At 71.6% G+C, this 22,820-nt stretch carries 20 protein-coding genes; 4 read left to right on the top strand and 16 right to left on the bottom strand.

All coding sequences use genetic code 11. From position 1 onward, the window contains the following. The 3 genes from MTF65_RS21585 to MTF65_RS21575 all read right to left on the bottom strand — a co-directional run bounded on the left by MTF65_RS21585 (position 1) and on the right by MTF65_RS21575 (position 3,525). Positions 1-339 carry a P-II family nitrogen regulator gene (locus tag MTF65_RS21585; RefSeq protein WP_243630538.1) on the bottom strand — a complete coding sequence of 113 codons (339 nt, stop codon included), beginning with the start codon at positions 337-339 and terminating at the stop codon, positions 1-3. Next, positions 336-1,682, bottom strand: coding sequence for an ammonium transporter (locus tag MTF65_RS21580; RefSeq protein ID WP_243630537.1), 1,347 nt, complete (start codon positions 1,680-1,682; stop codon positions 336-338). Before MTF65_RS21580 ends, MTF65_RS21585 begins: the two co-directional genes overlap by 4 nt. Before the next feature lie 313 nt (positions 1,683-1,995). Further along, the gene (locus MTF65_RS21575) at positions 1,996-3,525 is read right to left on the bottom strand and encodes a hypothetical protein (protein WP_374207276.1); all 1,530 of its coding nucleotides are present in this window, start codon (positions 3,523-3,525) and stop codon (positions 1,996-1,998) included. A gap of 398 nt (positions 3,526-3,923) precedes the next feature. On the opposite strand from MTF65_RS21575, the gene MTF65_RS21570 reads away from it, so the two are divergent. Further along, positions 3,924-4,592, top strand: coding sequence for a bifunctional DNA primase/polymerase (locus MTF65_RS21570; protein ID WP_243630535.1), 669 nt, complete (start codon positions 3,924-3,926; stop codon positions 4,590-4,592). A 93-nt stretch (positions 4,593-4,685) separates the two neighbouring features. Here the strand turns inward: MTF65_RS21570 and ftsY are convergent, their stop codons facing one another. Beyond that, complete coding sequence (ftsY, locus tag MTF65_RS21565) at positions 4,686-5,903, bottom strand: signal recognition particle-docking protein FtsY (RefSeq protein WP_243630534.1); 1,218 nt, start codon at positions 5,901-5,903, stop codon at positions 4,686-4,688. A 273-nt stretch (positions 5,904-6,176) separates the two neighbouring features. Here ftsY and MTF65_RS21560 point away from each other — a divergent pair, with 273 nt between their 5' ends. Further along, positions 6,177-7,172 (top strand): LLM class flavin-dependent oxidoreductase, encoded by a 996-nt coding sequence (locus MTF65_RS21560; protein ID WP_243630533.1) that lies wholly within the window; start codon positions 6,177-6,179, stop codon positions 7,170-7,172. A gap of 51 nt (positions 7,173-7,223) precedes the next feature. Here the strand turns inward: MTF65_RS21560 and MTF65_RS21555 are convergent, their stop codons facing one another. The 4 genes from MTF65_RS21555 to MTF65_RS21540 form a co-directional block, all read right to left on the bottom strand. Next, positions 7,224-8,657, bottom strand: a complete 1,434-nt coding sequence (locus tag MTF65_RS21555; protein WP_243630532.1) for a sugar porter family MFS transporter — start codon at positions 8,655-8,657, stop codon at positions 7,224-7,226. A gap of 208 nt (positions 8,658-8,865) precedes the next feature. Next, positions 8,866-12,948 carry an AAA family ATPase gene (locus MTF65_RS21550; RefSeq protein WP_243630531.1) on the bottom strand — a complete coding sequence of 1,361 codons (4,083 nt, stop codon included), beginning with the start codon at positions 12,946-12,948 and terminating at the stop codon, positions 8,866-8,868. 194 nt (positions 12,949-13,142) lie between these two features. Beyond that, entirely contained in the window at positions 13,143-13,358 is a 216-nt protein-coding gene (locus MTF65_RS21545; protein WP_008739933.1) for a hypothetical protein, read from the bottom strand. A 349-nt stretch (positions 13,359-13,707) separates the two neighbouring features. Next, positions 13,708-13,989 carry an acylphosphatase gene (locus MTF65_RS21540; protein WP_243630530.1) on the bottom strand — a complete coding sequence of 94 codons (282 nt, stop codon included), beginning with the start codon at positions 13,987-13,989 and terminating at the stop codon, positions 13,708-13,710. A gap of 160 nt (positions 13,990-14,149) precedes the next feature. Here MTF65_RS21540 and MTF65_RS21535 point away from each other — a divergent pair, with 160 nt between their 5' ends. Further along, a complete protein-coding gene (locus tag MTF65_RS21535; RefSeq protein WP_243630529.1) occupies positions 14,150-15,034 on the top strand; it encodes a CAP domain-containing protein in 885 nt (294 codons plus the stop codon). A gap of 80 nt (positions 15,035-15,114) precedes the next feature. Continuing rightward, positions 15,115-15,546, top strand: a complete 432-nt coding sequence (locus tag MTF65_RS21530; protein ID WP_243630528.1) for a helix-turn-helix domain-containing protein — start codon at positions 15,115-15,117, stop codon at positions 15,544-15,546. Here MTF65_RS21530 and mutM read toward each other — a convergent pair. From mutM to recG, 8 genes are all read right to left on the bottom strand, one after another. After that, positions 15,519-16,388, bottom strand: a complete 870-nt coding sequence (gene mutM / locus MTF65_RS21525; protein WP_243630527.1) for a bifunctional DNA-formamidopyrimidine glycosylase/DNA-(apurinic or apyrimidinic site) lyase — start codon at positions 16,386-16,388, stop codon at positions 15,519-15,521. The genes MTF65_RS21530 and mutM overlap by 28 nt on opposite strands. 118 nt (positions 16,389-16,506) lie before the next feature. Further along, positions 16,507-17,349: a ribonuclease III gene (rnc, locus tag MTF65_RS21520; RefSeq protein ID WP_243630526.1), complete on the bottom strand. Its 843-nt coding sequence runs from the start codon at positions 17,347-17,349 to the stop codon at positions 16,507-16,509. Positions 17,350-17,368: 19 nt separating this feature from the next. Then, positions 17,369-17,542 carry a 50S ribosomal protein L32 gene (gene rpmF, locus MTF65_RS21515; RefSeq protein ID WP_053675094.1) on the bottom strand — a complete coding sequence of 58 codons (174 nt, stop codon included), beginning with the start codon at positions 17,540-17,542 and terminating at the stop codon, positions 17,369-17,371. A 2-nt stretch (positions 17,543-17,544) separates the two neighbouring features. Next, a complete protein-coding gene (locus MTF65_RS21510) occupies positions 17,545-18,249 on the bottom strand; it encodes a DUF177 domain-containing protein (protein ID WP_374207275.1) in 705 nt (234 codons plus the stop codon). Positions 18,250-18,326: 77 nt separating this feature from the next. Beyond that, on the bottom strand, positions 18,327-19,343 hold the full coding sequence (locus tag MTF65_RS21505; protein ID WP_243630525.1) for an ATP synthase F0 subunit B: 1,017 nt from the start codon (positions 19,341-19,343) through the stop codon (positions 18,327-18,329). 103 nt (positions 19,344-19,446) lie between these two features. Continuing rightward, positions 19,447-19,926, bottom strand: a complete 480-nt coding sequence (gene coaD, locus MTF65_RS21500; RefSeq protein ID WP_243630634.1) for a pantetheine-phosphate adenylyltransferase — start codon at positions 19,924-19,926, stop codon at positions 19,447-19,449. Positions 19,927-19,955: 29 nt separating this feature from the next. Then, positions 19,956-20,534 (bottom strand): 16S rRNA (guanine(966)-N(2))-methyltransferase RsmD, encoded by a 579-nt coding sequence (rsmD, locus tag MTF65_RS21495; RefSeq protein ID WP_243630524.1) that lies wholly within the window; start codon positions 20,532-20,534, stop codon positions 19,956-19,958. Positions 20,535-20,616: 82 nt separating this feature from the next. After that, positions 20,617-22,809, bottom strand: coding sequence for an ATP-dependent DNA helicase RecG (recG, locus tag MTF65_RS21490; protein ID WP_243630523.1), 2,193 nt, complete (start codon positions 22,807-22,809; stop codon positions 20,617-20,619). Positions 22,810-22,820 lie beyond the last annotated feature (11 nt).

Here is a 22,820-nt window from a genome sequence, read left to right as displayed (position 1 = left end):
CTAGAGCGCTTCAGCGCCGCGCTCGCCGGTGCGGACCCGGATGATCGAGTCCACGGGGACGCTCCACACCTTGCCGTCGCCGATCTTGCCCGTGTGGGCGGCGGAGACGATGACGTCCATCACGTCGTCGGCCGCGTCGTCCTCGACGACCACCTCGATGCGGATCTTCGGTACGAGGTCCACGGTGTACTCGGCGCCGCGGTAGACCTCGGTGTGGCCGCGCTGGCGGCCGTAGCCGCTGGCCTCGGTGACCGTGAGGCCCTGGACCCCGAACGTCTGCAGGGCGTCCTTGATCTCGTCCAGCCGGTGCGGCTTCACGATCGCGGTGATCAGCTTCATGCGTCAACCTTCTTGCTCGCGGCGGCGACGGGGACGGGGACGGCGGTGCTCCGCGAGGAGGCGCCGCCACCGGCTCCGCTGAAGTCGTAGGCGGTCTCGGCGTGCTCGACCTGGTCGATGCCGGAGACCTCGTCGTCCTCGGTGACCCGCATCCCGATCGTCTTGTCGAGGAGGAAGGCGAGCAGCGCGGACGCGACGAGAGAGTAGACGAGGACGGCGAAGACTCCGATGGCCTGCTTGCCGAGCTGCTCCAGTCCGCCGCCGTAGAAGAGGCCGGCCGCGTCGGACTGGACCCCGCCCGTGGCGAAGAAGCCGACGAGGAGGGAGCCGAGGACACCGCCGACGAGGTGGACGCCGACCACGTCGAGGGAGTCGTCGTAGCCGAACTTGTACTTGAGACCGACGGCCATGGCGCAGACGACGCCGGCGATGGCGCCGATGGCGATCGCGCCGAGCGGGGAGCAGGAGCCGCCGGAGGGGGTGATGGCGACGAGGCCCGCGACCGCGCCGGAGGCGGCGCCGAGCGTGGTGAAGGAGCCGTGGCGGAGCTTCTCGTAGCCGAGCCAGGCGAGCATGGCGGCGGCGGGGGCGACCTGGGTGTTGACGAACATGACCGCGCCGACGCCGTCGTCGTTGCCGAGCCAGGAGCCCGCGTTGAATCCGAACCAGCCGAACCAGAGGAGACCGGCGCCGAGCATCACGAGCGGGAGGCTGTGCGGGCGCATCGGGTCCTTCTTGAAGCCGACGCGCTTGCCGATGACGAGGATCACGCCGAGGGCGGCGGCGCCGGCGTTGATGTGGACGGCCGTACCGCCGGCGAAGTCGATGACGCCGAGCTCGAAGAGCCAGCCGCCGGCGCCCCAGACCCAGTGGGCGACGGGGAAGTAGACGACGGTGACCCAGAGGGCGGTGAACAGGGCCCAGGCGCTGAATTTGACGCGGTCGGCGAGGGCGCCGCTGATCAGGGCCGGGGTGATGACGGCGAACATCAGCTGGAAGACGGCGAAGACGTACACCGGGATGGTGTAGCCGTCCCAGAGCTCGGTGATGCCGATGCCGCTGAGGCCGACGTAGTCGGAGGACCAGCCGATCAGCGAGCCGGTGTCGGTGCCGAAGGCGAGGCTGAATCCGTAGAGGACCCAGAGGATCGTGACGATCCCGAGGCTGATGAAACTCATCATCAGCATGTTGAGGCTGCTCTTGACGCGGACCATGCCTCCGTAGAAGAAGGCGAGTCCCGGGGTCATCAGCATGACCAGGGCGGAGCAGATGAGCATGAACCCGGTGTTCGCGGCAGACAGCGTCGGGGCTTCTGCAGCGAGGGTCGTGATGGCTGATGCCATCGGCGTCTCCTCGTCGTCGGTACGTTCGCGTGCGGGCGATCGTGGATACCTGAGCGGCGCAAGGCGTAAGGCCTGGGGGTGTGGCCTGGGGGCTGGCCGGTTATTGGCCCTGAGATTCGCGCAGGCCGGTTTCCGGCGGCGCCGCTGGGTGTTTCGCGCCGATGACGAAGAGGTCGGGAGTGTTACACGTCCATGAACGGGTCGGTCGTCAGCCGGCCGCGGCGGTGACCCGAGGAGACCTGGCTGGGGGAGCCTGATCGGGCTTCACGGGGTCACTGCCGCGGCCGGGGCTTTGGGGCGGCCGCCTGGGCCGTCAGACGGCCTCGGCGGCTTCGGGGAGCCGGGAGGCGAGGTGGTCGGTCAGCCGGACCACCTCGGCGACGTCGCCGTACTCACGGGCGGCGGTGTCCACGGTCTTGCGCAGCCGGGTGTTCACCCGTTCGGACCGCACTTTTCCAGCCACGTCGAGGGCGCGTCCCACGAGGACCGCGGCCTGCTCGGGCTCGCGCTGGAGCAGGTGGACGGTGGCCATGCCGATGAGGTTGAGCGCGTAGGAACGCTGGTGCTCCTCGTCCTTCTCGAAGAGTTCGACCGCCCGCTCCATGACGGGTTCGGCGAGCGAGGCGTACGTGGGGCTGCGCCCGGCGACGTAGGCCAGATCCCGGTACGAGTGCGAGTTCTCGCCGTTGAGTTCGGCCTCGGAGAAGAACCGGATCCAGTCGGGTTCGGGCTCGCTCCCGAACCCCACGTCGGAGAAGGTGTCCTCGGCCATCCGGACGGCTCGCTTGCAGCGGCTGGGCTGGCCCATGTTGGCGTACGCGCGGGCCTCCATCGCATACAGCATGGCCTGGGTGCGCGGTCCGGCGCAGTCGCGACTGCCGTACTGCGCCAGGTGGATGAGCTCCAGGGCGTCCTCGGGACGGCCGAGGTGGATCATCTGGCGGCTCATGCTGGAGAGGATGTACGAGCCGAGCGGCTTGTCCCCGCCCTCCTTGGCGGCGTGCAGCGCGAGGACGAAGTACTTCTGCGCGGTGGGATGCAGGCCGATGTCGTAGCTCATCCAGCCGGCCAGTTCGGCGAGTTCGGCGGCGACCTTGAACAGCCGCTTCATGACGGGGGCCGGATGGTTCTCCTGGAGCAGGTCGGTGACCTCGTGCAGCTGCCCCACGACGGCCTTGCGGCGCAGCCCTCCCCCGCACTGGGCGTCCCACTGGCGGAACATGGCGGTGGTGGCTTCGAGGAGGGCGAGCTCGGGTTCCGACAGCCGGGGCGGCCGCTGCCCGGCGACCATGCCCGCCGGCCCGCCCTCGGTACGCGATCCGGGGTCGGCGGCCGGGACCGGGACGAGCCAGCGCTGCATGGGCTCGATGAGGGCGGGGCCGGCGGAGAGGGCGAGCGAGGTCCCGAGGAACCCGCGACGGGCGAGCATCAGGTCGCTGCGGGAGAACTCGCCGAGCAGCTCGACGGTCTGCGGACCGGCCCAGGGCAGGTCCACCCCGGAGACCGAGGGGGTCTGGTGGGCGGTGCGCAGCCCGAGCTGCTCGATGGCGACGACGGAGCCGAAGCGCTCGGAGAAGAGCTCGGAGAGGATCCGCGGGACGGGCTCGCGGGGCTGTTCGCCGTCGAGCCAGCGGCGCACGCGCGAGGTGTCCGTGCTGATGTGGTGCGCGCCCATCTGGCGGGCCCGGCGGTTGACCTGGCGGGCGAGTTCGCCCTTGGACCAGCCGCTGCGCACGAACCACGAGGTCAGCTGCTCATTGCGGACAGCGGTTGCCGACGGCACTTCTGACTCAGGCGACACTTCGGACTCCGTACCCGTTCCGCTTGCGCCGTTGCCGCTCACTGGAACGCCCCCATCCGCTCAGCCTCTTCCACACGAAACCCTGGCGGGGTCGGCAGGCGCCGCCACGGACCTTCACAAGTCCTCCACACATTGCCTCCGGCATACCCACGGTCGGGTGTGCCGCGCGGGGCTCGTGCACCGAAAGTAATCCTACGATCACCCCCACGGCGAGGCCGATCCCTGAAACGCCACCATTCGCCACCCCTTCGAATGAACAAGCCACCGATCAGGCGCGATTCACTTGACACCAAGGCGAAACGGATCGGTTGGACAGGAGTGCGCCGGGGCGCGCGCGGCGACGAGTGCGCCGGGCGGACACGGCTCGGCACGCGGCCCTCAACCGGTCAGGCCTACGTCGTAACCACCGGCGCGTCCGACCCGTTGGAGGGGGCATGGGCATGGGCTTCACGATCGGCGGCAGTCGCAGCACCAGGGAATTCCGTTCCGGCACTCGGCGCCGCGGCCGCACGTCGGAGTGCACCGCGGTGGCGGAGTACACCGGGCTGTGGGGCTGGGAGGCGGTCCCCGGCGCCCGGGCCGCGGCCCCCGCACGCGACTGCTCCTGCGGTCATACGAATTGCCTCGCGCCGGGGGCGCATCCGCTGGACTTCGCCCCGACCGTCAAGGCCGGCGCCACCCTGGACGAGGTCACCGAGGCCTGGGGCGAGTACCCCGGCGCGGCGGTCCTGCTCCCCGTGGGCCGCTCCTTCGACGTCATCGAGGTCTCCGAGGAGGCCGGGCGCCGGGCGCTGGTACGGCTGGAGCGGATGGGCCTGCCGCTCGGTCCGGTCACCGCGACCCCGGACGGCCGTGCCCAGTTCTTCGTGGCCCCGGGCGCCGCGGCCGAGCTGCCTCAGCTCCTCTACCGGATGGGCTGGGACGACGCGGACCTCGACCTGCGCGCCCTGGGCCTCGGCGCCTTCCTCACCGCGCCGCCGTCCGACTTCGCCGGGCTCGGGCCCGTCAGCTGGCTGCGGCCGCCGGCACTGGACTCCGCGGGCGACCCGCCGCAGGCCCGGCTGCTGCTGGGCACGCTCGCGTACCTCTGCCACCGCTTCCGCCGCTAGCCGCCCTGTTCCACAGCCCCCGTAAGCCAGTGCCCCCGCGTCCGGTCGGATGCGGGGGCACTGGCTTACGGGGGCTGCTGCGCGGCAGCGCGCTCAGTCGCCGATCAGGGCGTCCACGAACGCCTCCGGCTCGAACGGGGCCAGGTCGTCCGCGCCCTCGCCCAGTCCGACCAGCTTGACCGGGACGCCCAGCTCGCGCTGGACGGCGACGACGATGCCGCCCTTGGCGGTGCCGTCGAGCTTGGTCAGCACGATGCCCGTGATGTCCACGACCTCGGCGAACACGCGGGCCTGGGTCAGGCCGTTCTGCCCGGTGGTGGCGTCCAGGACCAGCAGGATCTCGTCCAGCGGGCCGTGCTTCTCCACGACGCGCTTGACCTTGCCGAGCTCGTCCATGAGGCCGGTCTTGGTGTGCAGGCGGCCGGCGGTGTCGATGAGCACCACGTCGGCGCCCTCGGCGATGCCCTCCTTGACCGCGTCGTAGGCGATCGAGGCCGGGTCGCCGCCCTCGGGTCCGCGCACGGTGCGCGCGCCGACCCGCTCGCCCCAGGTCTGGAGCTGGTCGGCGGCGGCGGCGCGGAAGGTGTCGGCCGCGCCGAGCACCACGCTGCGGCCGTCGGCGACGAGCACGCGGGCCAGCTTGCCGGTGGTGGTGGTCTTGCCGGTGCCGTTGACGCCGACGACCAGCACGATCCCCGGGGTGTCGGTGCCGCTCTCGGTCTTCACCGCGCGGTCGAAGTCCGTGCCGACCAGGGTCAGCAGCTCCTCCTTCAGCAGGGCGCGCAGGTCCGCCGGGGTGCGGGTGCCGAGCACCTTGACCCGGTCGCGGAGCCGGTCCACCAGCTCCTGGGTCGGCGCGACACCGACGTCGGCGATGAGGAGGGTCTCCTCGATCTCCTCCCAGGTGTCCTCGTCGAGGTGCTCGCGGGAGAGCAGGGTGAGCAGCCCCTTGCCGAGCGAGTTCTGCGACCGGGCGAGGCGGGCGCGCAGCCGGACGAGCCGGCCGGCGGTGGGCTCGGGCACCTCGATCTCGGGTGCGGCGGGAGCTTCCGGCTCGATGACTGGCGCCTCGACCGGTTCCGCGACCTCCGCCTCGGGGAGGGCGACCTCCTCGATCGTGCGGCGCGGCTCTTCAAGGGTCGGTGCGGCGTCCTCCCCCACCTGCGGTTCGGCGGGCGGGGCAGTGATGGTCGGCGAGCTCGACGGCGCCGTGGGCGGCAGCTGCTTCTTCTTGCGGCTGCTGACCACGAGCCCGCTGATCACGCCGACCGCGACCAGGGCGATGACTACAGCGAGAATGAGGATTTCCATAGCCGCTCCAGTATGCGCGACCTCGGGGAACGCACTCCGCTTTCCGAGCGGGCTGTCTGTCGTGGCCCCCTGCTGTGGGCCGCGACAGCCCGTGATGCGTGAGCCAGCTCACCGGCCGGGGCCTACGCGGTCCTGCCGCGTGCGGCGGCCCGGAACGCGGAGCCTGTGCCCGCACCCGCGCCCGCGCCCTGCCGGATCCCTGTCCAACTGACGCTACGTCAGCTAACGTCCCCCTTCGCCCGCCCACCCCATCCGGCGAAGGGGGACTCCTCCATGCCCATCACCGTGGCCCGGTTCAATCTCGTCGACCCGAACGGCACCCCCGAGACCCTCTCCGCCCGCTACAGGGCCGCGCTGGAGATGGCGAAGTACGCCGACGACCGCGGCATCGACACCATCCAGACGGAGGAGCACCACGGGACCGCGAACAACTGGCTGCCCTCGCCGTTCGCCTTCGCCGGCGCCGTCTTCGGCGCCACCCGCCGGATCGCGGTCACCGTCTCGGCGATCATCGGGCCGCTGTACGACCCGCTGAAGGTCGCCGAGGACATCGCCGTCCTCGATCTGCTGAGCGGCGGCCGCCTCGTCACGGTCGCCGGCATCGGCTACCGGCCCGAGGAGTACGAGCAGCACGGCGTGGAGTGGGGCCGGCGCGGCAGGCTCCAGGACGAGCTGCTGGAGACCCTGCTGAAGGCGTGGACCGGCGAGCCCTTCGCGTTCCGCGGCCGTACGGTACGGGTCACCCCGGCCCCGTTCACCCGGCCGCACCCGCTGCTGCTGGTCGGCGGCAGTTCGCGGGCGGCGGCCCGGCGTGCCGCCCGGCTCGGGCTGCCGTTCTTCCCCAGCGCGCACCTGCCCGAGCTGGAGGCGTACTACCGGGCGAGGCTCGCGGAGTACGGCACGGCGGGCTTCTGCATGATGCCGGCGGCCGAGACGCCGCTGCTGCACATCGCGCAGGACCCGGACCGGGTCTGGGCCGAGCACGGCGAACGGTTCCTGCACGAGGCCGCGATGTACGCGTCCTGGCAGTCCAAGGACATCCGCAGCGCCGTACGGTCGGCCGCGCGCTCGGTGGCGGAGCTGCGCGCCGAGGGCGTGTACCGGGTTCTGACACCGGAGGAGGCGCTCACGTACGCCCGCGGCGCGGGCGAGGCCGGCAATCTGGTCCTGCACCCGCTGTGCGGCGGGATGCCGATCGACGAGGGCTGGCGCAGCCTCCAGCTGCTGTGCGAACAGGTACTGCCCCGGCTCGGCGGCGCGAACGCCTGAGAACCGGGGCAGTACCCGCTGCGAGAGGAGAAGGGGTGATGGCGGGGGTGGTTACCCCATCTCCTCCAACGCCTTGCCCTTGGTCTCCGGCACCCACTTGAGGATGAACGGGATCGAGAGCACGGCGAAGCCCGTGTAGATGACGTACGCGCCGGACAGGTTCCAGTCCGACAGTGTCGGGAACGTGACGGTGATGACCCAGTTGGCGATCCACTGGGCCGCGGCGGCGACGCCGAGCGCCGCCGCGCGGATGCGGTTCGGGAACATCTCGCCGAGCAGCACCCAGACCACCACGCCCCAGGACAGGGCGAAGAAGAGCACGAAGGAGTGCGCGGCGATCAGCGCGACCGTGCCCTGGGTGTCGGGCATGGAGATGTTGTCGCCGGTGCCCTGCTTGTAGGAGAAGGCCCAGGCGCAGACGCCGAGGGAGACGGCCATGCCCACCGAGCCGATGAGCGCGAGCGGCTTGCGGCCGAGCCGGTCCACGAAGATCATCGCGATCACCGTGCCGATGATGTTGATGATCGACGTGGTGAAGGAGTAGAGGAACGAGCTGGTGGGGTCGACGCCGACGGACTGCCACAGCGAGGAGCTGTAGTAGAAGATCACGTTGATGCCGACGAGCTGCTGGAAGACCGAGAGGCCGATGCCGACCCAGACGATGGGCAGCAGGCCGAAGCGGCCGCCGAGCAGGTCCCTGAAGGTGGACTTGTGCTCGGAGCGCATGGCGGTTTCGATCTCGGCGACGCGCACGTTCAGGTCGATCTTGGAGCCCTCGACCTCGGCCAGCACCTTCTTGGCCTGGTCGGTACGGCCGACCGAGACCAGGAAGCGCGGGGACTCCGGGATGACGAAGGACATCAGCCCGTAGAGCACGGCCGGGACGACCATGACGCCCAGCATCCACTGCCAGGCCTCGAAGCCGCCGATCTCGCCGCGCTGGTCGCCGTCGGCGAGGTTCAGGATGCCCCAGTTGACGAGCTGCGAGACGGCGATGCCGATGACGATCGCGGCCTGCTGGAACGAGGCGAGCCGGCCGCGGTACGCGGCCGGGGACACCTCGGCGATGTAGGCGGGGCCGATGACGGAGGCCATGCCGATGCCGAAGCCGCCGATGACACGCCACATGGCGAGGTCCCAGAGGGTGAAGGGGAGGGCCGAGCCGAGCGCGCTCGCCGTGAACAGCACGGCGGCGATCTGCATGCAGCGGATGCGGCCGATCCGGTCGGCGATCCGCCCGGCGGTGGCGGCGCCGAGCGCGCAGCCGATCAGCGCGGCGGCGATCACCTGGGCGAGGACCTCGGAGCCGACGTCGAACCGGTCCCGGATCGCGACGACGGCGCCGTTGATGACGGAGCTGTCGTAGCCGAAGAGGAAGCCGCCCATCGCCGCGGCGGCCGCGATGAAGATGACGTGCCCGAGGTGTTCCGGGCGGGCCGCGCGGCCGCCGCCCGGATCCGATGCCTGCGTGGTGCTGCTGGTCAAGGTCTGCTCCGTGGGGGGTTCGTCCGTCCTCCCAGTGGCGCACAGTTCAAGATCGGGCACCACCCGAAGGCGGGAGACAGCGGAGCCGAGCCTATGCGTTCATTTCCTGAAGTCAAGACGGGGCGTTAACTTCGCTTGAACGGGAAATCGGGCGTGATGGGTTAACTTCTTGAAGCTGGGGGCCCGGGTGTGGGGCCGGGGCCAGGGCCTAGCGCAGGCGCTGGCTGATGACCTTGGAGACGCCGTCTCCCTGCATCGAGACGCCGTAGAGCGCGTCGGCGACCTCCATCGTCCGCTTCTGGTGCGTGATGACGATCAGCTGCGAGCTCTCCTGGAGCTCCTCCATGATCCGGATCAGCCGTTGCAGGTTGGTGTCGTCGAGCGCGGCCTCGACCTCGTCCATCACGTAGAACGGGCTGGGCCGGGCCTTGAAGATGGACACCAGCAGGGCGACGGCGGTCAGCGAGCGCTCGCCGCCCGAGAGCAGCGACAGCCGCTTGACCTTCTTGCCGGGCGGACGGGCCTCCACGTCCACGCCGGTGGCCAGCATGTTGTCCGGGTCCGTGAGGATCAGCCGGCCCTCGCCGCCGGGGAACAGCCGCGAGAACACGCCCTCGAACTGCCGGGCCGTGTCCCGGTACGCCTCGGTGAAGACCTGCTCGACGCGCTGGTCGACCTCCTTCACCACCTGAAGGAGATCCGCGCGCGTCTTGCGCAGGTCTTCGAGCTGCTCGCTCAGGAACTGGTGCCGCTCCTCCAGCGCCGCGAACTCCTCCAGCGCGAGCGGGTTGACCTTGCCGAGCTGCTGGTACGCGCGCTCGGCCGTCTTGAGCCGCTTCTCCTGCTGGGCGCGGACGAAGGGGCCGGGCTGGTTGCGGGGGTGCTCCGGGTCCTCCGGCAGCTGCTCCCCCTCGGCGGGCAGGCTCGGCGGGACCGGCTGGTCGGGACCGTACTCGGCGACGAGCGCGCCGGCCTCGACGCCGAACTCCTCCAGCGCCCTGCCCTCCACCTGTTCGATCCGCAGCCGCTTCTCCGCGCCGAGCACCTCGCCGCGGTGTACGGAATCGGTGAGCTTGTCGAGCTCGCCCTTGAGGTCGCGGCCGCGGGTGCGGGCGCCGTCGAGCTCCCGCTCGCGCAGGGTCTTGGCGTACTCGGCGGCGGAACGCTCCTGCTCGGCCCGGCCGAGCGACACCTCGATGTGGGCCAGCAGCTGCCGGGCCCCGTCGGCGACGGCGCGGGCCACCTCCGCCTCGTACCGCAGCCGGGCCCGGCGACGCTCGGCGCGCGCCCGGGCCTCGCGCTCGGCACCGGCCGCGCGATCCAGCGCGTCGGCGCGGCCCGCCAGGCCCTTGACCCGCTCCTCGTGGGTCCTGAGCTGGAGCCGGGCCTCCATCTCGGTCTGCCGCGCGTTGGCCCCGTCGGCGGCGAGCCGGTCCCGTACGGACGTGTCCGGCTCCTCCTCCATCGGCATGTCCTCGGCGATCGCGAGCCGCTCGGCGCACTCCTCCACCTCGGCCAGCGCCTGCTCCAGCGCGTCCTGAGCCTTGGCCGCGGCCGCGGCGCCGCGCTCGGCCTCACCGGCTGCCCCCTTCGCCTGCCCCGCGAGCCGCCCGAGCTGCTGGGCGACCCCGGCCTTGGCCTGCTCCGCCGCCCGGCGCCGCCGCGCGAGTTCCTCCACGAGGGCCGCAGCCTCGACCCGCCGGGCCTCGGCGGCCAGCTTCCCGGCCGCCGACGTCTCGCACTGCTCGTCGAGCGCGGCCAGCTCGGCCGCGGCCTCGTCGACGGCGGCCCGCACCTCGATCAGGCTGGGCGCGCCGGCGGATCCGCCGTGCGCGAGGTGCGCTCCGAGGACATCCCCTTCGGCGGTCACCGCCACCAGGTCGGGCCGCGCGGCGACGAGCGCCGCCGCGTCGTCGAGGGTCCCGACGACGACGTAGTCCCGCAGCACCCACCCCACGGCGCGGACCACCGCGGCCTCCCCCTCCACCAGCTCCCCCGCGGGTACGCCGAGGGGGCGTGCGCCGGCCACCACACGGCCCGCGGCACCGGCCCCGTTGCCCGCCACAACCGCCGCGCCGTCCCCAGGACCCGGCGACCCGTGAGCGACCCGGCCGCTCTGCGCGAAACCGCCCCCCGGGCCCCCCGGGCCCGGTACCTGCCCCGCGACCCCAACCTCACCCGCCGGGGTGGCGGACGGCGCCGCAGCCGCGACGTCGGCTCCGTCCGGGGCCGGGCACGGAAGGGCGGCCCCCGCCGACGGTGCGGCCGCCGCCGCCTGGACGCCGGCTCCGCCCGGGAACGCCACCTGGACACGGGATCCGTCCACGGACGGGGCCTGCCCCACGAGAGCGGCCCCCGCCGAGGGGGCGGCCGCCGCCGGAACACCGGCTCGGTCCGGGGCCGGGGCCTGCCCCGGAAAGGCGTCCCCCGCCGACGGGGCAGCCGACGCCGACGGGGCGGACGGGGCCGCCGCGGGGGTGTCGGCTCGGTGCGGGGCCGGGGGCTGGGCCGGAAGGGCGGCCGCCGCCGACGGGGCCGTGGCGGGGGTGTCGGCTCGGTTCTGCGACGGGGGGTCGGGCGGCGGGGCGATCAGGAACGTGGCGCGGCCCGCGTCGGCGGAGCGCAGGTGGCGGATCGCCCCCACCGCGCCGCCCACGGAGGCGACGGCCACCGCGTCGGCGGCCGCCCCCAACGCCGCCGCCACCGCGACCTCGTGCCCCGCCGCCACCGACACCCGCTCCGCCGCCGGCCCCAGCAGGCCCGTGAACCGCTCCCGCGCCGCCAGCACCGCCCCGGTGCCGTCCTTGCGCCGTAGGCCCAGCGCCAGCGCGTCCCGCCGCGCCGACACCGCCGCCCGCGACCGCTCGGCCGCGGCCAGCCCGTCCCGCGCGGCCGACAGCTCGGCCTCCGCCGCCGCCAGGGCGGCCCGCGCCTGCTCGTACTCCCCTTCCACCGAGGGGTCGTCGAGTCCCCCGACCTCCTCCGCCAGCGCCTCGTACTCCGCCTGCGCGGCACCCGCCCGGGACTCCGCCCCGTCGCGCGCCGCCACCAGCCGGTCGATCTCCGCCTGCGCGGCGCCCGCCCGCGACCGGGCCGCGCCCAGCCGCCCCGTCAGCCGCGCCAGCCCCTCGCGCCGGTCCGCGATGGCCCGCGCCGCGTCCCTCAGCCGCCGTTCCTCCGCGGCCAGCGACCGCTCCAGCTCGGCCCGGTGCTCGACCGTGTCCTCCAGGGCCCGCGAGGCGGCCTCCAGAGCCGCCGTCAGCTCCGCCTCCTGCTCCCGGATCCGCGCGGCTTCCCGCCGCATGTCCTCCGGGTCGCGGCCGCGCCGCTCGTCCTCGACGGGAGCCGAGGCCGAGGTGACCCGCGCGTCCGCCAGCGACGTGGTCCCGCGGACCCGCTCGGCGAGCTGGGAGAGCTCGTACCAGGTCTGCTGGGCCCGGGCCAGCCGCGGCGCGAGTTCCCGTACGGCCGCCTCCAGCTCCGCCTCGCGCCGCAGCGCGGCCGCCAGCTCCGCCTCCGCCGACTCCTTGCGCTCCTTGAGCGCCGCCTCGTCGGCGATCTCCGCGTCGAGCGCGCCCCGCAGCGTCACGAGGTCGTCGGCGAGCAGGCGCAGGCGCGCGTCCCGCAGGTCCGCCTGGATCACGGCCGCCCGCCGGGCCACGGCCGCCTGCCGGCCCAGCGGCTTGAGCTGCCTGCGGAGCTCCTCCGTCAGGTCCTGCACGCGCGCGAGATTGGCCTGCATCGCGTCGAGCTTCCGCAGCGCCTTCTCTTTCCGCTTGCGGTGCTTCAGTACGCCGGCCGCCTCCTCGATGAACGCCCGGCGGCCCATCGGATCGGCGTGCAGGACGGAGTCCAACTGGCCCTGCCCGACAATGACGTGCATCTCGCGCCCGATGCCGGAGTCGGACAGCAGCTCCTGGATGTCGAGCAGGCGGCAGGTGTCACCGTTGATCTGGTACTCGCTGCTGCCCCCGCGGAACATGATCCGCGTGATGGTGACCTCGGCGTACTCGATCGGCAGCGCGCCGTCGGAGTTGTCGATGGTCAGGGACACCTCCGCCCGCCCGAGCGGCGGACGCCCGGTCGTGCCCGCGAAGATGACGTCCTCCATCTTCCCGCCGCGCAGGGACTTGGCCCCCTGTTCGCCCATGACCCAGGACAGCGCGTCCACCACATTGGACTTGCCCGAACCGTTCGGGCCCACGACGCACGTGATACCGGGCTCGAACCGCAGGGTCGTTGCAGAGGCGAAGGACTTGAAGCCGCGCAGGGTCAGGGACTTGAGGTGCACGCCGCCGGACTCTACCTTTCACGTTCCGTTTCGCCCATGAAGGTGCGGGGCACTTCAGACGCTAAAGGAATCACCACCCCCACCTGGCCCAACGCTCTTCGCATGGACCGGTGAAAGAAAGAAGGGACGCCGAGGCGTCCCTTGCAGATCTTGCAGATCTTGCGGGCCTGAAGTTGAGCGACGAGAAGCGCGGATCAGGTGAGCGCAGGCTCCGCCTGGGGTACGTCGATGCCGATGCTGTCCAGCAGCGAGTCTCCGTGCTGAGCGGCGGCCGCGTTCAGAGCGTCATTTTCGGACTGAATCCGTACGAGCTCGGACTCAAGGTCCTGGACGCGCTGCTGAAGCCGTCGCATCTCGGCGAGGAGTCGCGGATCGGAACCGCCGACGTAACCGAGAAGCGCCTTTGCCATGATGGATGGTCCTCCACACTGAGTGACCGACCGTAGCGGTGTGGGTCGTGAGGGAATCGCACCCGCGGATGTCCGGCAGCGACTGTCAGTCACTGCGCTTACTACTGCCAGCACTGCCAAACAGCTCAGGTGCGCGGGGCTTCCAGCGTCTCACCAAAAAGTTTGACGGTCAACACGATCACGCCCCGTATCGGCGGGCGGCCCGGCCCTCGCAAGGGGCGTGGAGATCAGCCTCAGCTCCGAGCCTTCCACGAATCGCACCCCGAGGCAACGCTTCGGGGATGAATGCGCAGATCCGACCGTGTGCGGACCATCCAGAGATCTGATCAGGGCATGATCAGTCGATTGATCACCGGATCGCGAACCCGTCATAGCCACCGCGCGGTGTCCCCCAGATCTCTGTCACTCCGTCCACCCTTCCGGGCGTGTCGGCGGAGCAGAGCCATTCGAGCAGCCGGTGGCAATTCTCACGTTGACCTTCGGCCACCACCTGCACTCGGCCGTCGTCGAGGTTGAGCGCGAAGCCGACGACGCCGCCGATCTCCAGGGCATTGGCCCTGGTGAACCAGCGGAAGCCCACTCCCTGTACACGGCCGCGTACCCATGCGGTCATGCGGACATCTGCATTCATGCGTGAACGCTAACGGGGCAAACGCTTTCCGGGCACATCACCCCCCGGGCCCCATGGGCTACAGTCGCGCTCCAATGAGCTCACCCGTTCGGGCGAGTAGTTGCTCTTGTTAGCAGTTGCTCATGTAAGCAGTTGTCCTCGTAAGGAAAGGCAAGCCGCCATGGGACGCCACCGCCTCCATGCCGCGCCGCGCCGCGGCGGTCGGCGCACCGCCGTGCGCAACGGTCTGCTCGGCGTCTCCGTGGCGGTGGCCCTCGGCACGGCGGCCGTCACCACCGGCCTGGTGCCGGTCGGCAGCGCCTTCCCCTATGTCGGCCCCGGCGCCGACACCACGGCGGAGGCCAAGAAGGACGCCCCGGCCGGGGCCAAGGTCTCCCTGAGCGCCAACGGCACGACGCAGCAGCAGGGCGGCCTCGCCAACCTGTCCGGCCGCGCCCCCTCCCCCGCCGGCTCGGCCACCGCCTCTCCGTCGGCCTCGGCGTCCCCCACGCCGTCGGCCTCGCCCTCGCCGTCCGCGACGCCCTCCCCCTCCGCCTCCACCAAGGCACCGTCGAAGGCGCCGGCGAAGGTTCCCACCAAGGCGCCCACCAAGGCCCCCGCCAAGGCGCCGACGAAGAGCGCCGCCCCGACGCCGGTGAAGCCGCCCGCGCCGACGCCCGATGACGGCCACTCCGCCGAGGAGGCCGCCGTACTCACCCTGGTGAACCAGGAGCGGGCCCAGGCCGGCTGCGGTCCGGTCCGGGCGAACCCGCCGCTCGCGGCGCTGGCCGGGGCGTTCAGCAACGACATGGCCGTACGGGGCTTCTTCGGCCACACCGACCCCGACGGGAACACCCCCTGGGCCCGCGCCGAGCAGGCCGGCATCTCGGGGCTCGGCGGCGAGAACATAGCCCGGGGCCAGGGTGACGCCCAGGCAGTGATGAATGCCTGGATGAACAGCCCGGGCCACAAGGCGAACATCCTCAACTGCGAGTTCCGCACCCTGGGCGTCGGCGTGTACGTCGCGTCCGGCGGCCCCTGGTGGACCCAGGACTTCGGCTTCTAAACCGTCCCGGTCGCCCGTGATCACTTACTCCGCCACAGCGCTCCCCCAGGGTGAGCGCTGTGGCGGAGTACGCTTTCGCCATGGAGACCCCTGTCAGCACCGAAGCCGCATCGGACGTGGCAGCCGCCGAGGCCGAGCTGCCGTTCGGCCTATTCGATGTATTCGCGCGCGCGTGCCCCTCCCGCGCGACCCTGGAGCACGTCACCGGCCGCTGGGGCAGCCTCACCGTGGGCGCCCTGCGTGAAGGCCCGTGCCGGTTCAACGAGCTGCGCCGCCGGGTGGACGGCGTGAGCGAGAAGATGCTCTCCCAGACCCTGCACGCCTTGGAGCGGGACGGCATCGTCAACCGCGAGGCCCAGCCGACGAACCCGCCGCGCGTCGACTACGAGCTGACCCCGCTGGGCCGCGAGGTCGCCGACCGGCTGCTCGCGCTGATCCACCTCCTGGAGAGCAGCATGGAGCAGGTGCTGACCGCCCGGCAGTCCTACGATGCCACCCGCGGCGGCCGCTGACAGCGCGGGCAGAAGTAGCTGGACCGGTTCATCCACGGCCGCCGCCGTATCGGCGTACCGCAGCGCCGGCAGGGCTCGTCCTCGCGCCCGTAGGCGTCAAGCGAGCGGTCGAAGTACCCGGACTCCCCGTTCACATTGACGTAGAGACTGTCGAAACTGGTGCCGCCCACGGCCAGGGCGGCATGCAGCACGTCCCGGACATGGCCCAGGAGTTCCGCGCTCCGGGGGCGGGTGAGGGTGGCGGTGGGGCGCTCGTAGTGCAGCTTGGCGCGCCACAGCGCCTCGTCCGCGTAGATGTTGCCGACCCCGCTGATCAGGGACTGGTCCAGCAGGGCCCGCTTGACCGTGCTCCGCTTGGCGCGCAGGGCCAGGTGGTACGCCCCCTCGTCGAACAGCGGATCCAGGGGGTCCCGCGCGATGTGCGCGATGACGTCGGGCAGCCCGTCCGCGCTGTCGGGGACGGTCTCGTGCAGCGAGAGCCCGCCGAAGGTCCGCTGGTCGACGAACCGCAGCTCGGTCCCGGCGGTGTCGCGGAACCGCACCCGGATCCGCAGGTGCTTCTCGTCGGCCACGCCCTCCGGCTGCACCAGGAGCTGTCCGCTCATCCCGAGGTGCCCGAGCACCGACAGGTCGCGTCCTTCCAGGGGCAGCCACAGGTACTTCCCCCGCCGCCGCGGCACCCCGATGGTCTCCCCGGCGAGCCGCGCCGCGAAATCGGCGCCGCCGCCCGGGTGCCGGCGTACGGCCCGCGGGTGCAGCACCTCGACCGCCTCGACGGTCCGGCCGGCCACCCAGCGCTCCAAGCCGCGCCGGACGACTTCGACTTCGGGCAGCTCGGGCACGGCATTCCTCCGGGGTAACCACATTCACGCTCTCCGGCGAGCCTACCGGCCGACCCCGGAGACGGGTCCGCCCGCCCCTGCGAGGCAGGGGCGGGCGGGGATGTCCCGAAGGAAGGGGTCAGGCCTGCGGCGTCGGGTCGACGGGCATCGGCGCCCCGCCGTCCTCGGCCGGAGCGGGCTCCGGAGTCGGAGCCTGAGCGGCGGCGGCCGAGGCCGCCGCGATCCGCTCGTCCGCGGCGGCACGGATCCCGCGCCACGCGGACTCCGCCGCCTGCTGTTCCGCTTCCTTCTTGCTGCGGCCGGTGCCGGTGCCGTACGAGACACCACCGACGCGGGCGGCAGCGGTGAAGGTCTTCTCGTGGTCCGGTCCGGTCTCGGTGACCAGATATTCCGGTACGCCAAGGCCTTCGGCCGCCGTGAGCTCCTGGAGACTGGTTTTCCAGTCCAGGCCGGCCCCGAGGTTGGAGGACTTCTCGATGAGCGGGTCGAAGAGCCGGTGCACCAGCTCCGAGGCCGCGTCGAGGCCCTGATCGAGGTAGACCGCGCCGATCACCGCTTCAAGGGTGTCGGCGAGGATGGAGGCCTTGTCCCGGCCGCCCGTGCCCTCTTCGCCCCGGCCGAGCCGGATGAAGGAGCCGAGGTCGAGGCCGCGCCCGACCTCCGCAAGTGCGCGTGAGTTGACCACAGCGGCCCGCAGTTTGGCCAGCTGGCCTTCCGGCAGGTCCGGATGGGTCGTGTACAGCGTGTCCGTGACCACCAGGCCCAGCACGGAGTCCCCGAGGAACTCCAGCCGTTCGTTGGTGGGCAGACCGCCGTTCTCGTACGCGTACGAGCGGTGGGTCAGCGCACGCACCAGAAGGGCGGACTCGAGTTGGTACCCGAGCCGCCCTTCCAGAAGCGTGTGGGACGAGGCCGCGTTGTTACTGTCTGCCTGCTTCTCAGCGTTGGACAGCTCAGACATTGCGCCTCTCACCAGCCGCTCAGACCTCGAGGACCTGGCGCTTGTTGTAGGTGCCGCAGCTCGGGCACGCAATGTGCTGGAGCTTCGGCTCCTGGCAACGCTCGCACGAAACCAGGTTGGGGACCGCAGCCTTCCACTGCGACCGGCGGTGGCGCGTGTTGCTGCGCGACATCTTCCGCTTCGGAACAGCCACGGCTACTTCTCCTGCTTCTCGGCGGCGTCGCTCTGAACGTCGTCAGATGCAGTACCGCTCATGTTGTCCTTCTCGTCGTCCTGATCGGTCACGACGAGTTCCTGCAATGCCGCCCAACGGATGTCGACGGCGTCATGGTGGTGGTCCGGGTCGTCGTTCAGGCTGAGCCCGCAATCGGGGCACAGTCCGAGACAGTCCTCCCGGCACACCGGCTGCAGCGGCAGTGTGAGCACTACCACGTCGCGCAGCACGGGTTCGAGGTCGAACAAGCCGTCCTCAAGGTGAAGCGTGTCCTCGTCGTCCTCGGCGTCGTCGGCCGGTTCCGCGTGGGAGCGGCTCCGGTCGTCGGCGTCAGGGTACGAGAACATCTCCTGGAAGTCCGCCTTGAGCTCGCGCTCCACGGACTCCAGACACCTTACGCACTCCCCTGTGGCCGATCCACGGACGGTGCCTGTGACAAGCACCCCTTCCATGACCGACTCCATACGGAGGCTGAGCTTCAACGGGGCGCCTTCCGGAACCCCGATGACGCCGGCGAGACCGAGGTCCGCCGGTGCCGCGATCTCACGGGACAGCCGCTGCATGGCACCAGGACGCCGACCCAGCTCGTGCGTGTCGAACACGAGAGGGTTGCGGTGGTCGAGGCGGGTATTCAGGGCCGTTCCTGCTTTCACAGATCGCTGAAGATCAAAGATGCCGCCGCTCAAGGGCAGCATGGATCGCGGCGCATACGCGCGACCGAACAGCCAGGATACCCGGCGCTTCGCTCTGAGCCCAATCGGGCCTAGCGGCCCTGTTCGTACTGGCGCAGCTGGTCAAGATTGATCATGCTCGTGTCGAAGAAGCTGGTCTCGTCGAGCGCGGGCTGCGAAGCCTGGGGCTGCTGGTACGCCTCATACGGATCCGGCTGCTGCTGGTACGCGGAGTACGGGTCCTGCTGCTGCTGGTAGCCGGAGTAGGGGTCCTGGTAGGCGTAGCCGTCCTGCTGCTGGGGCTGCTGCTGGTAGGCATAGGCGTCGTACACCGGCTCCTGCTGCTGCGCCGGGATCTGCGCATGGACGTGGGCCGGCTCGGGTTCCGCCAGGCCCGCCAGGAAGTCCGCGTCGCTCGCCGAGCGGGACTGCTGCGGGCCCGCCGCGTCCTGGGCGGCCATGTGGGCGCCGAGGTCGTCCACGGGCGCCCGGCCCAGGAGCTTCTGGCGGCCCCGGCCGACGGCCTCCAAGGTCTTGGAGAGCACCGCCTCGAAGGTCGCCAGCTTGGTGTCCACGTACGCGTCCGCCTGCTGTCGCTGGACCTCCGGGTCGTGGCTGCGCTCGGGCGCCTCCGCGTCGGGGTAGCCCTGGTCGTCCAGGCCCTGGCCGCGGCCCAGCAGCTTCTCGCGGCCCCGGTCCACCGATCCGATGGTCTTGCTGAGGACGACCTCGAAGTTCGCCAGCTTGCTGTCCACGTAGTCGTCGGCCTCGGCGCGGATCTCCTCGGCCTCCCGGCGGGCCTCCGCCAGGATCCGGTCCGCCTCGTCCTGGGACCGGCGCGCGACCTCGGTGTCGGAGATGAGCGAGCCGCGCTGGGCGTGGGCCGAGTCGATGATCCGCTCCGCCTCCCGGCGGGCCTCCTCGACCATCTGCTCCCGGCCCCCGAGGAGCTCCTGGGCCTGGGCCAGCGAACCGGGCAGGGCCTGGCGTACTTCTTCGAGCTGGGCGAGCAGCTCCGCGCGGTTGATCACGCAGGAGGCCGACATGGGCATGGACCGGGCGCCGCCGACGGCCGCGACGATCTCGTCGAGCTTCTTCTGCACGTCCATGGGGGCTCGCACTCTCTCGGCCTCAGGGCGGTCCTGAGACGGACGGGACGACTGTAAGGCCACCGGGCGGGCACCCGACACCGACTGACGTTCCGTCAGGCCGTCACTTCTTCCGGAGCCGCTCGACGAGCGCCGCGTGCACGTGCGCCGGCAGCAGGTGGGCGACGTCTCCGCCCCAGGCCGCGACCTCCTTGACCAGGGAGGAGGACAGGAAGCTGTAGGTCGGATTGGTCGGCACGAACAGCGTTTCGACGCCCGACAGGCCCATGTTCATCTGGGCCATCTGGAGCTCGTAGTCGAAGTCGCTGACGGCGCGCAGGCCCTTGACGATGGCCGGGATGTCCCGCTGCTTGCAGAAGTCGACGAGCAGCCCGTGGAAGGCCTCGACCTCGACGTTGCCGTAGTCGGCGGTCGCTTCGCGGATCAGCTCGATCCGCTCCTCCACGGTGAACAGTCCCTGCTTGGACTGGTTGATCATCACGGCGACGTGGACGACGTCGTAGAGCCTGGAGGCCCGGCCGATGATGTCGAGGTGTCCGTTGGTGATGGGGTCGAATGACCCGGGACAGACGGCGCGGCGCAACTTGGGTCCCTCGCTCTCCGGGGCGGTCATCATGACTCTTCGCTGGTGAAGGCGGCGCGACCGTACCAAAGGGTGCCCTCGCCGTACTTCCGGGACCTGAGCGGCTCGAAGCCCTCCGGCCACGGGAACGCGCCGCTCCTCGTGCTGCGCTCCACGGTGACGAGCGCATCGTCCGTGAGCCAGCCATTGGCGCGGAGTGTGAGGAGGATCTCGCCAAGATCGTCGTGTTCGACGGCGTACGGCGGGTCCAGGAAGACGATGTCGTACGGCTCCCCGTGCGCCGGGACCGCCACGATCTGCTCGGCCTTGCCGGCCCGGAATTCGGCGCCCGGCAGGCCCAGCGCCGCGATGTTGTCCCGGATGGCCTTCACGGCCTTGGCCTCGGACTCCACCAGCAGGGTGTGGGCCGCGCCCCGGGACAGGGCCTCCAGGCCGACGGCGCCGGAGCCGCCGTACAGGTCGAGCACCCGGGAGCCCTGGACGCCGTGCAGCGACTCCCAGGTGGAGAAGAGGCCTTCGCGCATCCGGTCCGAGGTCGGGCGGGTGCCGGTGCCGGGCGGTACGGCCAGCCGTCGCCCGCCGGCGCTGCCGGCGATCACGCGGGTCATCTGGGGTCCTTCGGTGTGCGGGAGACGGGGGGATGGCGCGACTCCACGATATGCCGTGCCCGCCCGGACGCCCTCCCCCGGTTCAGCCCTTCTCCAGGTACTGCTCTCGCTCGGTGTCCAGCAGGGCGTCCAGCGCGGCCCTGAGGCCGGGCAGCCGCTCCAGCTCCGGGTCCTCGGCGACCACGCGGGTGGCCTCCTCCCGGGCCTGGGCGATGACCTCCTCGTCCTCGATGACCGCGAGCATGCGCAGCGAGGAGCGGACTCCCGACTGGGCCTGGCCCAGCACATCGCCCTCGCGGCGCTGCTCCAGGTCGATCCGGGAGAGCTCGAAGCCGTCCAGGGTGGCGGCGACGGCCGCGAGCCGGGCCCGGGCGGGGCTGGCCTCGTGCATCTCGCTGACCAGCAGGCACAGGCCCGGAGCGGAGCCCCGGCCGACGCGGCCGCGCAGCTGGTGGAGCTGGGAGACGCCGAACCGGTCCGCGTCCATGATCACCATGACGGTGGAGTTGGGGACGTTCACGCCGACCTCGATGACGGTCGTGGCGACGAGCACCTTGACCTCGCCGGCGGTGAACCGGCGCATGACGTCGTCCTTGTCGGCGGGGTCCATCCGGCCGTGCAGCACCTCGACGCGGAGCCCGGCCAGCGGCCCGCGCGACAGCTGCTCGGCGATCTCCAGCACGGCGAGCGGCGGCCGCTTCTCGCTCTCGTCCTCGGCGGTCTTCTTCTTGGGGTCGTCGGCCTCGTCCCCGATCCGGGGGCAGACCACGTACGCCTGGTGGCCGTTCTCCACCTCCTCGCGGACCCGCTCCCAGGCCCGGGCCAGGAAGTGCGGCTTGTCCTTGGCGGGCACCACGTGGGTGGCGATCGGGGAGCGGCCGGCCGGCAGCTGGTCCAGGACGGAGGTCTCCAGGTCGCCGAAGACGGTCATCGCGACCGTGCGCGGGATCGGCGTCGCCGTCATCACCAGCAGGTGCGGCGGCTGCTTCCCCTTGGACCGCAGGGCGTCGCGCTGCTCCACGCCGAAGCGGTGCTGCTCGTCCACGACGACCAGGCCGAGGTCATGGAACTGCACCTTGTCCTCGATCAGCGCGTGCGTGCCGATGACGATGCCGGCCTCGCCGGTGACCAGATCGAGCAGTGCCCGCCGGCGCGCGGGCACCCCCATGGAGCCGGTGAGCAGCACCACCTTGGTGCCCATGTCGGAGCCGCCGAGCATTCCCCCCTCGGCGAGCTCGCCCATCATCTCGGTGATGGAGCGGTGGTGCTGCTGGGCGAGCACCTCGGTGGGCGCGAGCATCGCGGCCTGCCCGCCCGCGTCCACGACGGCGAGCATGGCCCGCAGAGCCACCAGCGTCTTGCCCGAACCCACCTCGCCCTGGAGGAGGCGGTGCATGGGGTGCTCAGTGCCCAGGTCGTCGAAGATCTCCTTCGAGACGGTCTGCTGGCCCTCGGTGAGGGTGAAGGGCAGTGTGGCGTCGAAGGTGTCGAGCAGTCCGCCGGGGGTGGGGCGGCGGGGGACGGCGGGGAGCTGGGAGTCGGTGTGGCGGCGGCGGGCCAGGGCGACCTGGAGGACGAAGGCCTCGTCCCACTTCAGACGCCGGCGGGCGTCCTCGATGTCGGCCTTGGTGGCCGGGCGGTGGATCTTGAGCAGGGCCTCGGTGAGCGGGACCAGCGCCCGGTCCTCGCGCAGGGCGGGCGGCAGCGGGTCCACGGCCTCCCGGGCGCCGGGCAGCACCGCGTCCACACACTTGGAGATCTTCCAGGACTCCAGCTTCGCGCAGGCCGGGTAGATCGGGATGAGCTGGTTGGCAAAGGCGGTGGCGGCGTCCTGGTCGGAGGCGTCCGCGCTCAGCAGTTCGTAGGCCGGGTGGGCGAGCTGGAGCTTGCGGTTGAACATGCCCACCTTGCCCGCGAACATCGCGCGGGTGCCGGGCAGCAGGTCCTTGTGGGGCTTGTGGACTCCGGCCCCGAAGAACACCAGCTGGAGGCGGCCGCTGCCGTCGGTGATGGTGACTTCCAGGCGCTTGCCGCGACCGCCGTTGAAGGTGAGGATCCGGGCGTCGGCCACCTGCGCGACGACCGTCACGTGCTCGTCGAGCTGGTCGGCGAGCTCGGTCAGCGGGGTCAGCTCGCCGCGCTCCGCGTACCGCCTCGGGTAGTGGTGCAGCAGGTCCAGGGCCGTGTGCAGGCCGAGCTGCTCGGCCAGCACCTTGGCGGTGGCGGGGCCGAGCGTCTTCTTGAGGTCTTCGTCGAGCGCGGGCACGTGTTCCATTGCACACCATG

The organism is Streptomyces sp. APSN-46.1 (assembly GCF_022815725.1).
Taxonomy (GTDB): Bacteria; Actinomycetota; Actinomycetes; order Streptomycetales; family Streptomycetaceae; genus Streptomyces.
This window is presented reverse-complemented; position numbering and strand designations above follow the sequence as displayed.